Here is a 15,019-nt window from a genome sequence, read left to right as displayed (position 1 = left end):
GGTGCGGTTCTTCAGCGGGTGCGGTGTCAGCGCTGCGGTGTCAGCGGGTGCGGTTGAGGGACTGGAGTGCGCTGCGCAGCAGCGCCCCCACGTTCGGCTCGGCCGCCGCCTCGGCCTGCGGGGTGACGGCGGCGACCGCCTCGTCCGCCTCGCGGGCCGCGTAGCCGAGTCCCAGCAGTGCGGCGTGCAGCTGCTCGTTCCACGCGGCGGGCCCGGCGGCGACGGGGACGGGCGCCGCACCGGTGCCGACGGGGGCACCGAGCCGGTCCTTCAGTTCGAGCAGCAGCCGCTGCGCCCCCTTCTTCCCGATGCCGGGCACGGCGGTGAGCGCCTTCTCGTCTCCCGCGGCGACCGCGGCCCGCAGCGCGTCGGGCGCGTGCACGGCCAGCATCGTCTGGGCCAGCCGCGGGCCGACCCCGCTGACGGTCTGGAGCAGCTCGAAGACCTGCCGCTCGTCGTCGTCCGCGAAGCCGTAGAGGGTGAGCGAGTCCTCCCGGACGACCAGCGAGGTGGCCAGCCGGGCGGGAGTCCCGAGGCGCAGCCCGGCGAGGGTGCCCGGCGCGCACTGCACGGCCAGGCCGACCCCGCCGACCTCGATCACGGCGGCGTCGGGCGCGAGCGCGGCGACCTGGCCGCTGACGAAGGCGATCACGTGGTGGACTCCCGGTTGCGTACGGCGTCGGTGCTTGCGGCCGCGTCCGTGCCGGCGGCCGGCGCGGGGCGGGGGGCGGCGGACCTGCGGGGGCGGGCGGCGGCGGCGCGGGCGGCGACCGCGGCAGGGGGGCGTACGCCGGCGGAACCGGCCTGCCCGGCGGCGGCGCGGAGCAGCCGGTCGGTGGCAGGGCCGCGCCAGATGTGGCAGATGGCCAGGGCCAGCGCGTCCGCCGCGTCCGCCGGTTTCGGCGGTGCGTCCAGCCGGAGCAGCCGCGTCACCATCGCTCCGACCTGGGCCTTGTCGGCGCGGCCGCTGCCGGTGACGGCGGCCTTGACCTCGCTGGGGGTGTGCAGGTGGACGGGCAGGCCGCGGCGGGCGGCGCACAGGATCGCGACCGCGCTGGCCTGCGCCGTGCCCATCACCGTCCGCACGTTGTGCTGGCTGAAGACGCGCTCCACGGCGACGGCGTCGGGCCCGTACTCGTCGAGCCAGGCCTCTATCCCCTGCTCGACCAGCACCAGCCGCTCGCCGACCGGCGCGTCCGCCGGGGTCCGGACGACGCCGACGCCGGCCATCGCCAGCCGACGGCCGGCGGTGCCGTCCACCACGCCGATGCCGCACCGGGTGAGCCCCGGGTCCACACCGAGCACCCGCACCGCCGCCCCCTTCCCTCTTCCCTCGCACACTCGTCCGCTCGTTCCCGCAGGCTATCGGTTCGCACCGACAACAAAGGGCGGGCCGGGCAGGTGTGTTCCCGCCCGGCCCGCCCGCTGCTCGCGTCAGGCGTCGACCTTCTCCATGACCTCGTCGCTGACGTCAAAGTTCGCGAAGACGTTCTGCACGTCGTCGCTGTCCTCCAGCGCGTCGATCAGCTTGAAGATCTTGCGGGCACCGTCCTCGTCCAGCTCCACCTGCATGGTGGGCAGGAAGTTCGCGTCCGCCGAGTCGTAGTCGATGCCGGCTTCCTGGAGGGCCTTGCGGACCGGCACCAGGTCGGTGGCCTCGCTGATCACCTCGAAGGACTCGCCGAGGTCGTTGACCTCCTCGGCGCCCGCCTCCAGGACCGCGCCGAGCACGTCGTCCTCGGACAGCCCGCCCTTGGGGACGATCACCACGCCCTTGCGGTTGAACAGGTACGACACCGAGCCCGGGTCGGCCATGGAGCCGCCGTTGCGGGTCATGGCCACGCGGACGTCGGAGGCCGCGCGGTTGCGGTTGTCGGTGAGGCACTCGATCAGGACGGCCACGCCGTTCGGCCCGTAGCCCTCGTACATGATCGTCTGGTAGTCGGCGCCGCCGGCCTCCAGGCCCGCGCCGCGCTTGACCGCGCTGTCGATGTTCTTGTTCGGGACGGAGCTCTTCTTCGCCTTCTGGATGGCGTCGAAGAGGGTCGGGTTGCCGTCCGGGTCCGCGCCACCGGTCCGGGCCGCGACCTCGATGTTCTTGATCAGCTTCGCGAAGAGCTTGCCGCGCTTGGCATCGATCACGGCCTTCTTGTGCTTCGTCGTAGCCCATTTAGAGTGGCCGGACATCCGACAGTCTCCTTCGCGTCACCCATTGCTGTTCTTCGGCTCGGTCGATCCTACCGGGATCGGATCACCCCGCGGCGCGCACGGCGGACACGAAGAGTTCGTGCACCCGGTGGTCACCGGTCAGCTCCGGGTGGAAGGACGTGGCCAGCACGTTCCCCTGCCGGACGGCCACGATGTGGCCCCGGTGCTCGGCGAGCACCTCGGTCCTGGCGCCGACCGACTCGACCCAGGGCGCCCGGATGAAGACGCCCTCGACCGGCCCGCCCGGGACCTCCGCCATCTCGACGGCGGCCTCGAAGGACTCGTTCTGCCGCCCGAAGGCGTTGCGGCGCACGATCATGTCGATGCCGCCGAAGGTCTCCTGGCCCGACCTGGGGTCGAGGATCTTGTCGGCGAGCATGATCAGCCCGGCGCACGTGCCGTAGACCGGCAGGCCGTCGCGTATCGCCGCGCGCAGCGGCTCCATCAGGCCGAAGAGCACGGCCAGCTTGGAGATGGTGGTGGACTCGCCGCCGGGTATGACCAGGCCGTCGAGGTCCGCCAGCTCCTCGGCGCGGCGGACCGGGCCGGCCGCGGCGTCCGCCGCGGCCAGCGCCGCAAGGTGTTCGCGTACGTCGCCCTGGAGGGCGAGCACGCCGATGGTGGGCCGGCTCATCGGTGCTTACCAGCCGCGCTTGGCGTACTGCTCGGACTCGGGCAGCGTGTCGATGTTGATGCCGACCATCGCCTCGCCCAGGTTGCGGGAGGAGTCCGCGACGACCTTCGGGTCGTCGAAGAAGGTGGTCGCACGGACGATCGCGGCAGCGCGCTTGGCCGGGTCGCCGGACTTGAAGATGCCCGAGCCGACGAAGACTCCCTCGGCGCCGAGCTGGCGCATCAGGGCGGCGTCGGCGGGGGTGGCCACGCCGCCGGCGGAGAACAGCACGACGGGCAGCTTGCCCAGCTCGGCGACCTCCTTGACCAGCTCGTACGGCGCACGCAGCTCCTTCGCGGCGGCGTACAGCTCGTGGTTGTCCAGCGCCTTGAGGCGGCCGATCTCGCCGCGGATCTGGCGCAGGTGGCGCACCGCCTCGACGACGTTGCCGGTGCCGGCCTCGCCCTTGGAGCGGATCATGGCCGCGCCCTCGGCGATACGCCGCAGGGCCTCGCCGAGGTTGGTGGCGCCGCACACGAAGGGGGTGGTGAAGGACCACTTGTCGGAGTGGTTGACCTCGTCGGCCGGGGTCAGCACCTCGGACTCGTCGATGTAGTCCACGCCGAGCGACTGCAGCACCTGCGCCTCGACGAAGTGGCCGATGCGGGACTTGGCCATCACCGGGATGGAGACGGCACCGATGATGCCCTCGATCATGTCGGGGTCGGACATCCGGGCCACACCGCCCTGCGCGCGGATGTCGGCCGGAACGCGCTCCAGCGCCATGACGGCGACGGCGCCGGCGTCCTCGGCGATCTTGGCCTGCTCCGGGGTGACGACGTCCATGATCACGCCGCCCTTGAGCTGCTCGGCCATGCCGCGCTTGACGCGCGCGGTGCCGGTCTCGGGGGTGCTGGCGGTGGACGGTGTGGTGGACACGGTGACCTCACTCACTGATGACGACGGCTGGCTGGCAAACCCCACCCATGCTCCGGCGCGGCGCGGCGACCTGGAAAGGGCCAATTCGCCTCGGGTGGCTCCCGCCGCAGGTCACCGATGGTGCCACCGGCCCCGCGGGCACTTTCTACGGTACGCCCGCGCCCTCGGTGGTCAGCGGGGCGGGGGGCTCGTCGTCCATCTCGAAGGCCATCGGGAAGGGCGCGTGCCCGGCCAGCCGCAGCCAGCGCACGACCCGGTGCTCGCGGACCGCGCGGGCGGCGCGCACCGCGTCGTTGTGGAAGCGGCGGGCCATCGGCACCCGGCGCACCGCCTGTGTCAGCTCGCCGACCGCCGCGGTGCCGCCGGGCGCGGCGCGGACCTCGCCGACCGCGTCGGTGTCCGGGAAGACCGCCCGCAGCGCCTGGCTCAGCTCGCTCTCGGCCACTTCCCGCTGCTCGGGTTCGGCCTGCCGGGCGGCGTGCGCGGACTCGTACAGCACGATCGAGGCCGCCGGGTCGAGGACGCCCGCGGTCGCCAGCTCCTGGGCGACCGAGGCGCGCCGCAGCAGCTGCGCGTCCAGCGCGGCGCGGGCGGCGTCGATACGGGCGTGCAGCCGGTCAAGGCGCCCCGCGGTCCAGCTCAGATAGAGGCCGACCGCGACGAGCGCCACCGCGATCCAGATGATGGTGGTGGTCACGGGCGGCAAGGCTACCGGCGCGTCGGCCCGAAGAAGCCGCGCAGCCGGGTGCGTTCGTCGGTCGCGACGCGCGCCGCGCCGTCGGCGACGGTCTCGTAGACGGCGAGGATCTCCGCGCCCACCTCGGACCAGTCGAAGCGGCGCACGTGCGCCCGGCCGCGTTCGCTCAGGTCGGCGCGCCGGTCGGGGTCGGTGAGCAGCCGCAGGGCGGCCTCGGCGAGCGCGTCGGCGTCCTCGTTGTCGAACAGCTCGCCGGCGGTGCCCTGCGCGAGGACCTGCGCGAACGCGTCCAGGTCGCTGGCCAGCACGGGGGCGCCGGCCGACATCGCCTCGACGAGGATGATGCCGAAGGACTCGCCGCCGGTGTTGGGGGCCACGTACAGGTCGACGCTGCGCAGCAGCCGGGCCTTGTCCTCGTCGCTGACCATGCCGAGGAATTCGACCTGCCCGCGCAGCTGCTCCGGCAGCGTGGCGACGGCCTCCTCGGCGTCGCCGCGCCCGGCGACCAGCAGCCGGGTCTGCGGGCGGGCCGCGAGGATCGCCGGCAGCGCGCGCATGAGCACCGGCAGGCCCTTGCGGGGTTCGTCGATGCGGCCCATGAAGCCGATGGTGTCGCCCTGCCACTCCGGGCGCGGCTCGGCGCGCGCGAAGAAGCCGACGTCGACACCGTTGGGGATGACGACCGCGTCGCCCCCCAGGTGCTCGACGAGGGTGCGCCGGGCGTACTCGCTCACCGCGATGCGCGCCCGGATCTTCTCCAGCGCCGGCTGGAGGATCGGGTAGGCCGCGATCATGGCGCGCGAGCGCGGGTTGGAGGTGTGGAAGGTCGCCACGATCGGGCCCTGCGCGGCCCAGCACGCGAGCAGCCCGAGGGAGGGCGAGCTGGGCTCGTGGATGTGGACGACGTCGAAGCCGCCGTCGTGCAGCCAGCGCCGGACCCGGGCGGCGGACAGGAAGCCGAAGTTCAGCCGGGCCACCGACCCGTTGTACGGGACGGGGACCGCGCGCCCCGCGGACACCACGTACGGCGGCAGCGGCGTCTCGTCGTCGGCGGGCGCCAGGACGGAGACGTGGTGGCCGAGCCCGGTCAGGTGCTCGGCGAGGTCGCGGATGTGGAACTGGACGCCGCCGGGGACGTCCCAGGAGTACGGGCAGACGATCCCGATCCTCACGCGGTCCCCGTTCCCTCGTCCGTTCCCCGGTCCGTTCCCGCCGTGCGGGTGCGCGGCTCCAGGTCGTCGAGCCACAGCCGCTGGAGCATGTGCCAGTCCTGCGGGTGCGCGGCGATGCCGGCGGCGAAGGTGTCGGCGAGCGACTGCGTCATCGCCGCGGTGCGCTGCGCGCGGGTGCCGGCGTCCGGCACCGTGACCGGCGGGTGCACGGTGCCCTGGAGCACCGGCGACTCGTCGTACCAGAGGGTGACCGGCAGCAGCAGCGCGCCGGTGTGCTGGGCGAGCAGCGCGGGGCCGGCCGGCATGCGGGTCTTCGCGCCGAAGAAGTCGACCTCGACGCCGGAGGCGGACAGGTCGCGGTCGGCGACCAGGCACACCAGGCCGCCGTCGCGCAGCCGCCGGGCGAGCGTGCCGAAGGCGCTGCCGCCGGTGTGCGGCAGCACCTCCATGCCCAGGCCCTCGCGGTAGGCGACGAACCGGTCGTAGAGCGTCTCGGGCTTGAGGCGTTCGGCGACCGTCGTGAAGGGCGTCTCCAGCTTGGTGGTGACCCAGGCGCCCGCCAGGTCCCAGTTGGCCATGTGGGGCAGCGCGAGGATGACGCCCTTGCCCGCGGCCATGCCGCCCGTCAGGTAGTGCACGTCGGAGGGGGCGAAGCCGCCGCGGATGCGGTCCTTGCTCCAGGCCGGCAGCCGGAAGGACTCCATCCAGTAGCGCAGGTACGAGCGCATCCCGGCGCGGGACAGCTCGCGCAGCGCGTCCTGTCCGGCGTCCGGCACGATCCGGGAGAGGTTGGCCTCCAGCCGCTGCACGCCCTTGCCGCGCCTGCGCCACGCGGCGTCGGCGACGGTACGGCCGAGCGCCCGCGCCGCGGGCTCCGGCAGCGTCCTGACCGCGGCCCAGCCCGCCCCGTACAGGCCGTCGACGAGGTTCCCCCGGAACGCGGCACCTCGGGGGGCGTCCCCCGTCATCCGCCGCTCCCCTGGCCGGCCGCCGCGGCGGCGTCCGCCTCCGCCGACTCGCGGCGGACCGTGACGACCCGCTGGATCAGCGTGACGAGGCTGCCGACGGCGACGACCCACAGCGCGACCGGCAGCAGGTACTGGATGCCGGGCACCCCGAAGGTGCGGTGGAAGCCGGACAGGCCGCACAGCACGAGGGTGATGACCAGCCGCTCGGAGCGCTCGACCAGGCCGTTGACGTTGACCGGCAGCCCGATCGCCTCGCCGCGCGCCTTGGTGTAGGACACGACCTGGCCGCTGGCGAGGCAGAAGAGCGTGACGGCGCACAGCACCAGGTCGTCGCCCTTGCCCGCGTACCACATGGCCAGGCCGCCGAAGACCGCGCCGTCCGCGACGCGGTCCAGGGTGGAGTCGAGGAAGGCGCCCCAGCGGCTGGAGCGGCCCATCTGGCGTGCCATGTTCCCGTCGACCAGGTCGGAGAAGACGAAGAGCGTGATCACGACCGTGCCCCAGAAGAACTGCCCCATGGGGTAGAACACCAGCGCGCCGGCGACGACGCCGGCGGTGCCGACCAGCGTCACCATGTCCGGGGTCACCCCCTTGCGCAGCAGAAACGCGGCGAACGGCGTGAGAACACGCGTGAAGAAAGCACGCGCGTACTTGTTCAGCATGGCCTTCCCGACAGGTCGGAGAACGTGAGCGCGGCGGCCGTACGTGAGCCGGCAGCCTGCCGTGGCGGTCCGTGGTCCGCCGCCGGATGGCCCATCGTAGCCAGCCGCCGCGGGGCCGCTGCGCCAGGCACCGCCGTGAGCGCCGCCCGCCCCGGCCGCGGCCGCGGCCAGGAGGGTCCCCGGTGACCGGCGCCCGTACGACGTATGGACGCCGCCTGACCGCCGTGGGAAGGTCGAAAGACCGCGGGCGTCGCCGAGGCCGCCTCGGAAAGCACGCGCGGTCGTGACGCGGTGTCCCGGAGCGCGCCCCCGTGGCGAGGGCGCGGACCCCGTGCGGGCAGGACCGGGAGGCGAGTGCACATGGGTGCAGCCGACAGGAACGGACAGCCAGGGGCCGCCGGAAGGGCACCGGCGGCCGACCGCCCCGAGAAGGTGCGCAACGTGGTGCTGGTCGGCCACAGCGGAGCGGGCAAGACGACCCTGGTGGAGGCGCTGGCGCTGACCACCGGCGCGGTGAACCGGGCGGGCCGGGTGGAGGACGGCGGCTCGGTGTCCGACCACGACGAGATCGAGCAGCGGCAGCAGCGGTCGGTGCAGCTGTCGCTGGTGCCGGTCGAATGGGACGGCATCAAGGTCAACGTGCTGGACACCCCCGGCTACGCCGACTTCGTCGGGGAGCTGCGGGCCGGTCTGCGGGCGGCGGACGCGGCATTGTTCGTCGTCTCGGCGGCGCAGGACGGCGAGGGCGTCGGCGGCGCGACGCGGATGGTGTGGGACGAGTGCGCGGCCGTGGGCATGCCCCGGGCGGTGGTGGTGACGCACCTGGAGTCGGCCCGGGCCGGCTTCGAGGAGACCGCCGCGCAGGTCGCCCGCGAGTTGGGCGGCGACGACCCGGACGCGGTGCTGCCGCTCTACCTCCCCGTGCACGGTCCCGCGGGACCCGACGGGCACGCCCCGGTGACGGGCCTGGCCGGGCTGCTGACGCGGCGGGTGTACGACTACTCCTCCGGCGAGCGCGCCGAGCAGGACCCGCCCGGGGATCTGCTGCCGCTGCTGGCGGAGTCCCGCGACCGGCTGATCGAGGGGATCATCGCCGAGAGCGAGGACGAGTCGCTCATGGACCGCTACCTGGGCGGCGAGGACATCGACGTCGGCACGCTGGTCGCCGACCTGGAGCGCGCGGTCGCCCGCGGCACCTTCCACCCGGTCCTCGCCGCGGCCCCCGCCGCCGAGGGCGCCCGGCAGGGGCTGGGCACCGTCGAGCTGCTGGAGCTGGTCACCGGGGGCTTCCCGACGCCGCTGGAGCGCGCGGTGCCGCCGGTCGCGGCGCTGGACGGCGGGCGCACCGAGCTGACCTGCGACCCGGAGGGGCCGCTGGCCGCCGAGGTCGTCAAGACGTCGTCCGACCCGTACGTGGGACGGCTGAGCCTGGTGCGGGTCTTCTCCGGGACGCTGCGGCCCGACGACACCGTGCACGTCTCCGGGCACGGCATGGCGGACCGCGGCCACGAGGACCACGACGTGGACGAACGGGTCGGGGCCCTGACCTCGCCGTTCGGCAAGCACCAGCGCCCGGTGCCGTCCGCCGCGGCCGGGGACCTGGTGTGCGTGGCGAAGCTGGCGCGCGCGGAGACCGGCGACACCCTCTCGGCCAGGGACCGGCCGCTGCTGATGGAGCCCTGGCAGATGCCGGACCCGCTGCTGCCCGTCGCGATCGAGGCGCACAGCAAGGCCGACGAGGACAAGCTCTCGCAGGGCCTGTCCCGGCTGGTCGCCGAGGACCCGACGATGCGGCTGGAGCAGAACCGGGCGACCGGGCAGGTCGTGCTGTGGTGCCTGGGCGAGGCGCACGTCGACGTGGCCCTGGAGCGGCTGCGCGGCCGCTACGGCGTGCAGGTCGACGCGGTGCCCTACCGGGTGCCGCTGCGCGAGACCTTCGGCCGGCCGGCCGCCGCGCGCGGGCGGCACGTCAAGCAGTCCGGCGGGCACGGGCAGTTCGCGATCTGCGAGATCGAGGTGGAGCCGCTGCCGGCGGGCTCGGGAATCGAGTTCGTCGACAGGGTCGTCGGCGGGGCGGTGCCGCGGCAGTTCGTCTCGTCGGTGGAGAAGGGCGTGCGCGCGCAGGCCGCCCGCGGGGTCGCGATGGGCTTCCCGGTGGTCGACATCCGCGTCACGCTCGCGGACGGCAAGGCGCACTCCGTCGACTCCTCCGACGCCGCCTTCCAGACCGCCGGCGCGCTCGCGCTGCGGGAGGCCGCCGCGGAGGGCCGGATCGACCTGCTGGAGCCGGTCTCCGAGGTCGGGGTGCTGGTGCCGGACGCGTACGTCGGCCCGGTGATGGGCGACCTGTCGGCGCGCCGCGGGCGGGTCCTCGGCACCGAGCCCGCGGGTCCGGGACGCACCCTGGTACGGGCCGACGTGCCGGAGATCGAGATCGGCCGCTACGCGGTGGACCTTCGGTCGTTGTCGCACGGCACCGGGCGCTTCAGCCGCCACTACGCCCGGCACGAACCGATGCCCGCCGCGCTCGCCGCGAAGCTCCGCGAGCAGGAGGGGACGTCGGTACCCGCGGGGTGACCCGGGCTCAACACCCGGCGTGCGCCGGAGCGTTGGGGTCGCGTCGGCGGCTCGCGGGCCCACCGCGGGCCGCCGCGCCGGTAATCTGGTGACTGCTCCGAACGTGTGATGCGGACTCCGGCGGGGAATGGGCCGGTCGGAGCCGGGTGGTGCGGCGGCATGGCGGACTGGGGGCATCGGTGACGAACGGGTTCGACTTCAGCCCCGGGGCGCAGGTGCCGCTCACGGGCACCGACGGCGAGACCGGCGCGACGCAGGCGCTCGCCTCGGCGGCGTACCGGGACTCCAAGATGGAGGCGCTGGTCGAGATCAACGACGCCACCAAGGTCAAGGCGCCGCGCCTGTCGCTCTTCGAGCCCAACCTCGGCGAGGCCTGGTCGCGCGCCGTGCAGACGCGGATGCTCGGCGGCGGCCGCGCCGAGCTCGTCCAGTCCTTCGGCGTCGAACCGCAGACCGTCGTCGAGCACTGCCTGGCCGCCAACCGCATCCGGCAGGAGCGCGACACCCGGCTGACCGTCGTGATGGGCGTGTTCGGCGTGCTCTTCCTGCCCGGCGTGCTGCTGTGGCTCGGCGCCTTCCAGCTGCGCAAGTCGCTGGGCAACGCGAAGGCGGGCGGCAAGAAGTACGGCGTGCTCGGCGGCGCGGTGCTCTTCGTCGCGGTCGCGCTGGCCGTGCTGCTGGCGGTCAAGCCGCCCTTCTCCGGCTTCTGGCACCAGTACTTCCGGGTCATGATGATCGCCCCGGTCATCGGCTGGTTCTGGGCCAAGCGGATCTGCGAGCGCACCGCGAAGGACCTGCGCGACCGCTGGGACGGCCTCGTCAAGGGCAGCGGCATCGGCGCGAAGATCCCCGAGGCGGTGCCGCGCAACCCCAACCAGACCAAGGCCGAGACGCTGCGGCAGTCCTTCGCGAAGCTCTCCGCCGAGCAGCGCAGCAACGTCGTCTTCTACGCCGGCCCCAAGGGGATACTCGGCATGGGCAGCCGCTGGGGCAGCTGGCACATGGCCGAGGAGCTGGTGCCCGCCGAGGGCGTCACGGACATCAACCCCTTCCGCAGCTGGGACGTGATCCGCGCGATCCACGACCGGCTGCGGATGCTGGAGCGCACCCCGCTGCACACCGGCGGCTTCACCAAGCCGTCGATACGGCACTGGATCGTGGTCCCGACCGGCGAGGGCGCCTCGAAGATCGCCCGACCGACCGGCGCGGAGGTCGACGCTTTCACCGTCAAGGACTTCGAGATCCAGCGGATCTGCAACACCCAGCAGTTCGGCAAGGGCAACCGCCACTACCTGGGCATCCAGTTCACGCTGTGGGACGGCAACCTCGTCATCACCCTCATGACGACGGTGACCGTGCTCGCGCACACCCTGCGGGTCGACGTCACCGCGCACGCCCTCGGCCCGGTCAACGGGCTGTTCACGTCGGGCCCGTCGGCCAAGACCAAGACGGTCAGCAAGTCGGTCAAGTTCTGGGAGACCAGGACCGTCAACCTGCCGCTGATCGACTCGGCCGAGGTCGTCCGGCTTGCCGCCCGCGCCCCGCTGACCTGGTTCCCGCCGGTGCTGGACCACCTCGGCGGCTCCCTCACGCTGCCCGAGCCGTTCGGGCTGCGCCACACCTGGGTGGACAAGCCGTGGGGCCACCGCTTCATGGCCGACGACGCGCTGCGCGCCGCCACCCCCGTGCTGCGCGCGGTGCACGCCGCCGCGATCCAGGTCATGGCCGACAACGGCGTGGACACCACGCACTTCAGCAGCCGCTCGTCCTCCCTCAGCGGCGCGGTGCAGAGCGCCGAGCCCAAGAGGGCCGACGCCTACGACGCGTAGCCCCGCGGGCTGCGGGGGGGCTCAGCGCGGCCACGCGTCCGCGAGGAGTTTGCGGGTGTCGGCGAGGAGTTGGGGGAGCACCTTCGTGTGGCCGACGACAGGCATGAAGTTCACGTCGCCGCCCCACCGCGGCACCACGTGCTGGTGCAGGTGGGCGGCGATGCCCGCGCCGGCCACGGCGCCCTGGTTCATGCCGATGTTGAAGCCGTGCGCACCCGAGGCGTTGCGCAGCGCCGCCATCGCCCGCTTGGTCAGCTCCGCCAGCTCCAGCGTCTCGGCGGCGTCCAGTTCCGTGTAGTCGGCGACGTGCCGGTAGGGCACCACCATCAGGTGACCGCTGTTGTACGGGTAGAGGTTGAGCACCGCGTACACGTGCTCGCCGCGGTTGATGACCAGCCCGTCCTCGTCCGACTCGGCCGGGATCGCGCAGAACGGACATCCGTCGCCGGCGCCGGGGCCGGTGGGCTTGTTCTCCCCCTGGACGTACGCCATGCGGTGCGGGGTCCACAGCCGCTGGAACGCGTCCGGTACCCCCGCTCCGTGCCTGTGCTCCGGCTCACTCGTCATGCAGCTCAGCATAGGACTTCCCCGCCGGGGCGCGTGTCGCCGGGCCCGGCCCCGGGCCCGTAGCGCGATCCTGGCCCGATGGAGCACCCCGACCGGCTGGAGCGCTGGCAGAACCGCAGCGAGACCCCGCTGTTCCTGCTGTCGACGCTCTTCCTCGCCGCCTACGCCGTGCACGTGCTGGCCACCGGCCTGCCGCGGGCCGCGCACACCGCGCTGCTCGCGGTGATCGGCGCGGCCTGGGCGGGCTTCCTGGTCGACTACGTGGTGCGGGTCCGGCTCAGCGGCCGGCGCTTCGGCCCGCGCTATGTCGCCCACCACCTGCTGGACACCGTCGTCCTGCTGCTGCCCCTGCTGCGCCCGCTGCGCGCGGTCCAGATCTACCAGGTCGTGCAGCGCCGCCACGAGCAGCCGCGGCTCAGCCTGTACGGCCGGGTCATCGCGTACGCGGGCATCGCGACGCTGCTCATGGGCTTCGCGGGCGCGCTCGCCGTCTACCAGCAGGAGCGGGGCGCGCCGGGTGCGACGATCCGCACCTTCGGCGACTCGGTGTGGTGGGTGTGCGAGACGCTCACGACGGTCGGCTACGGCGACGTCACTCCGGTCACGGTCGGCGGCCGGACCGTCGCCGCCTTCCTGATGGCGATGAGCCTGGCCCTGCTGGGCGCGGTGACCGGCTCGTTCTCCTCCTGGCTCATCCAGTCCTTCGCCCGCGAGGGCGAGCTGCCCCCGGACCGCTGAGCGGCCGGGGGCAGCGGCGCTCACACCTGGACGCGGCGCTCCACGACGTCGACGAGCTTCGCCAGCGCCTGGTCACGCGGGATGCCGTTCTCCTGCGTGCCGTCGCGGTAGCGGAAGGACACCGTGCCGTTCGTCATGTCCTCGTCGCCGACGATGATCATGAACGGCACGCGCTGCTTCTGCCACGTGCGGATCTTCTTCTGCATCCGGTCCGACGACGCGTCGACCTCGACCCGCAGCCCCTTGCGCTTCGCCTCGCCCGCGAACTCCTCCAGGTACGGGACGTGCGCGTCGCCGACCGGGATGCCGACCGCCTGGACGGGGGCGAGCCACGCCGGGAAGGCGCCCGCGTAGTGCTCCAGGAGCACCGCGAAGAAGCGCTCGATCGAGCCGAAGAGCGCCCGGTGGATCATGACCGGCCGCTGCCGCGAGCCGTCGGGGGCGGTGTACTGGAGGTCGAAGCGCTCGGGCAGGTTGAAGTCCAGCTGCACGGTGGACATCTGCCAGCTGCGGCCGATCGCGTCCTTCGTCTGGACGGAGATCTTCGGCCCGTAGAAGGCGGCGCCGCCCGGGTCGGGCACGAGCGGCAGGCCCTGCTTCTCGGCGACCTGGCGCAGCGTCTCGGTGGCCTCCTCCCACACCTCGTCGGAGCCGACGTACTTGTCCTCGTCCTTGGTGGACAGCTCCAGGTAGAAGTCGGTGAGGCCGTAGTCGCGCAGCAGGTTGAGCACGAAGGTGAGGGTCTTGTCGAGCTCCTCGGCCATCTGCTCCTTGGTGCAGTAGATGTGCGCGTCGTCCTGCGTGAAGCCGCGGGCCCGGGTCAGGCCGTGCACGACGCCCGACTTCTCGTAGCGGTAGACCGTGCCGAACTCGAACAGCCGCAGCGGCAGTTCGCGGTAGGAGCGGCCGCGCGCGTCGAAGATCAGGTTGTGCATCGGGCAGTTCATGGGCTTGAGGTAGTAGTCCGTGCCCTCGTCCAGCTGCATGGGCGGATACATGCCGTCGGCGTACCAGTCCAGGTGGCCCGACGTCTCGAACAGCGTGCCCTTGGTCGCGTGCGGGGTGTAGACGAACTCGTAGCCCTCCTCCTCGTGCCGGCGGCGCGAGTAGTCCTCCATGACCCGGCGGACGATGCCGCCCTTGGGGTGGAAGACCGCGAGGCCCGAGCCGATCTGCTCGGGGATGGAGAAGAGGTCCAGCTCGCTGCCGAGCTTGCGGTGGTCGCGCTTGGCAGCCTCCTCCAGGAATTCCAGGTACGCCTTCAGCTCGTCCTTGGTCGGCCACGCGGTGCCGTAGATGCGCTGGAGCATCGGGTTCTTCTCGCTGCCGCGCCAGTACGCCGCCGCGTTGCGCATGAGCTTGAAGGCCGGGATGAGGCGGGTGCTCGGCAGGTGCGGGCCGCGGCAGAGGTCCTTCCAGCACAGCTCGCCGGTCTTGGCGTCGAGGTTGTCGTAGATGGTCAGCTCGCCGCCGCCCACCTCGACGTCCGCGCCGTCCTCGCTGCCGGCCGAGGAGCCCTTGAGGCCGATGAGCTCCAGCTTGTACGGCTCGGCGGCGAGCTCCGCGCGGGCCTCGTCCTCGGTGACGACGCGGCGGGAGAAGCGCTGGCCGCGCTTCTGGATCTCCTGCATCTTCTTCTCGACGGCCTTGAGGTCATCGGGGTGGAAGGGCTTGTCGACGTCGAAGTCGTAGTAGAAGCCGTCCTTGATGGGCGGCCCGATGCCGAGCTTGGCCTCGGGGAACAGCTCCTGCACGGCCTGGGCCATGACGTGCGCGGTGGAGTGACGCAGGATGTTGAGTCCGTCGTCGCTGGTGATCTCGACCGGCTCGACGGTCTCGCCGTCGGCGAGGACGTACGTCAGGTCGCGCAGCTCGCCGCCGACCCGGGCCGCGACGACGGACCGCTCGCCCTCGAAGAGCCCGGCGGCCGTCGTGCCCGTCGTGACCGTCCGCTCTTCCGGTTCGGCGGAATCGCGTCTGATGATCACACGGAGGTCTGACACCGGTCTGCTCCTGACTGAGGTCTACGGACCGCGGCGGGGGTCGCCG

14 protein-coding genes are annotated in these 15,019 nt (G+C 73.0%); 3 read left to right on the top strand and 11 right to left on the bottom strand.

The features are described from left to right. Positions 1-40: 40 nt before the first annotated feature. The 9 genes from ruvA to pgsA all read right to left on the bottom strand — a co-directional run bounded on the left by ruvA (position 41) and on the right by pgsA (position 7,259). The gene (gene ruvA / locus IH54_RS0110940; RefSeq protein WP_031515337.1) at positions 41-652 is read right to left on the bottom strand and encodes a Holliday junction branch migration protein RuvA; all 612 of its coding nucleotides are present in this window, start codon (positions 650-652) and stop codon (positions 41-43) included. Beyond that, on the bottom strand, positions 649-1,311 hold the full coding sequence (gene ruvC, locus IH54_RS0110935; RefSeq protein ID WP_078862087.1) for a crossover junction endodeoxyribonuclease RuvC: 663 nt from the start codon (positions 1,309-1,311) through the stop codon (positions 649-651). Before ruvC ends, ruvA begins: the two co-directional genes overlap by 4 nt. A 123-nt stretch (positions 1,312-1,434) precedes the next feature. After that, complete coding sequence (locus IH54_RS0110930) at positions 1,435-2,187, bottom strand: YebC/PmpR family DNA-binding transcriptional regulator (RefSeq protein WP_031515333.1); 753 nt, start codon at positions 2,185-2,187, stop codon at positions 1,435-1,437. 64 nt (positions 2,188-2,251) lie between these two features. Further along, the gene (gene pdxT / locus IH54_RS0110925; protein WP_031515331.1) at positions 2,252-2,842 is read right to left on the bottom strand and encodes a pyridoxal 5'-phosphate synthase glutaminase subunit PdxT; all 591 of its coding nucleotides are present in this window, start codon (positions 2,840-2,842) and stop codon (positions 2,252-2,254) included. Positions 2,843-2,848: 6 nt separating this feature from the next. Then, positions 2,849-3,760 carry a pyridoxal 5'-phosphate synthase lyase subunit PdxS gene (gene pdxS, locus IH54_RS0110920; protein WP_031515329.1) on the bottom strand — a complete coding sequence of 304 codons (912 nt, stop codon included), beginning with the start codon at positions 3,758-3,760 and terminating at the stop codon, positions 2,849-2,851. Between the two features lie 145 nt (positions 3,761-3,905). Then, positions 3,906-4,457 (bottom strand): membrane protein, encoded by a 552-nt coding sequence (locus IH54_RS0110915; protein ID WP_031515327.1) that lies wholly within the window; start codon positions 4,455-4,457, stop codon positions 3,906-3,908. A gap of 11 nt (positions 4,458-4,468) precedes the next feature. Next, the gene (locus IH54_RS0110910) at positions 4,469-5,629 is read right to left on the bottom strand and encodes a glycosyltransferase family 4 protein (protein WP_031515325.1); all 1,161 of its coding nucleotides are present in this window, start codon (positions 5,627-5,629) and stop codon (positions 4,469-4,471) included. Next, positions 5,626-6,597 carry a phosphatidylinositol mannoside acyltransferase gene (locus tag IH54_RS0110905; protein ID WP_031515322.1) on the bottom strand — a complete coding sequence of 324 codons (972 nt, stop codon included), beginning with the start codon at positions 6,595-6,597 and terminating at the stop codon, positions 5,626-5,628. The genes IH54_RS0110910 and IH54_RS0110905 overlap by 4 nt, the downstream gene beginning before the upstream one ends. Next, a complete protein-coding gene (gene pgsA, locus IH54_RS0110900) occupies positions 6,594-7,259 on the bottom strand; it encodes a phosphatidylinositol phosphate synthase (RefSeq protein WP_031515320.1) in 666 nt (221 codons plus the stop codon). The genes IH54_RS0110905 and pgsA overlap by 4 nt, the downstream gene beginning before the upstream one ends. A 360-nt stretch (positions 7,260-7,619) precedes the next feature. On the opposite strand from pgsA, the gene IH54_RS0110895 reads away from it, so the two are divergent. Further along, positions 7,620-9,836, top strand: a complete 2,217-nt coding sequence (locus tag IH54_RS0110895; protein WP_031515319.1) for an elongation factor G-like protein EF-G2 — start codon at positions 7,620-7,622, stop codon at positions 9,834-9,836. Between the two features lie 179 nt (positions 9,837-10,015). Next, on the top strand, positions 10,016-11,665 hold the full coding sequence (locus IH54_RS0110890) for a hypothetical protein (protein ID WP_031515316.1): 1,650 nt from the start codon (positions 10,016-10,018) through the stop codon (positions 11,663-11,665). A 21-nt stretch (positions 11,666-11,686) separates the two neighbouring features. On the opposite strand, the gene IH54_RS0110885 is transcribed toward IH54_RS0110890, so the two are convergent. Beyond that, entirely contained in the window at positions 11,687-12,244 is a 558-nt protein-coding gene (locus IH54_RS0110885; RefSeq protein WP_031515314.1) for an HIT family protein, read from the bottom strand. Positions 12,245-12,310: 66 nt separating this feature from the next. Between IH54_RS0110885 and IH54_RS0110880 the strand changes: the two genes are divergently transcribed. Next, positions 12,311-12,970: a potassium channel family protein gene (locus tag IH54_RS0110880; RefSeq protein WP_031515312.1), complete on the top strand. Its 660-nt coding sequence runs from the start codon at positions 12,311-12,313 to the stop codon at positions 12,968-12,970. 20 nt (positions 12,971-12,990) lie between these two features. On the opposite strand, the gene thrS is transcribed toward IH54_RS0110880, so the two are convergent. Continuing rightward, positions 12,991-14,973, bottom strand: a complete 1,983-nt coding sequence (thrS, locus tag IH54_RS0110875; RefSeq protein ID WP_031515310.1) for a threonine--tRNA ligase — start codon at positions 14,971-14,973, stop codon at positions 12,991-12,993. Positions 14,974-15,019: the final 46 nt, after the last annotated feature.

The sequence above is a fragment of the Streptomyces sp. NRRL F-5123 genome (genome assembly GCF_000721495.1).
Taxonomy (GTDB): Bacteria; Actinomycetota; Actinomycetes; order Streptomycetales; family Streptomycetaceae; genus Actinacidiphila.
This window is presented reverse-complemented; position numbering and strand designations above follow the sequence as displayed.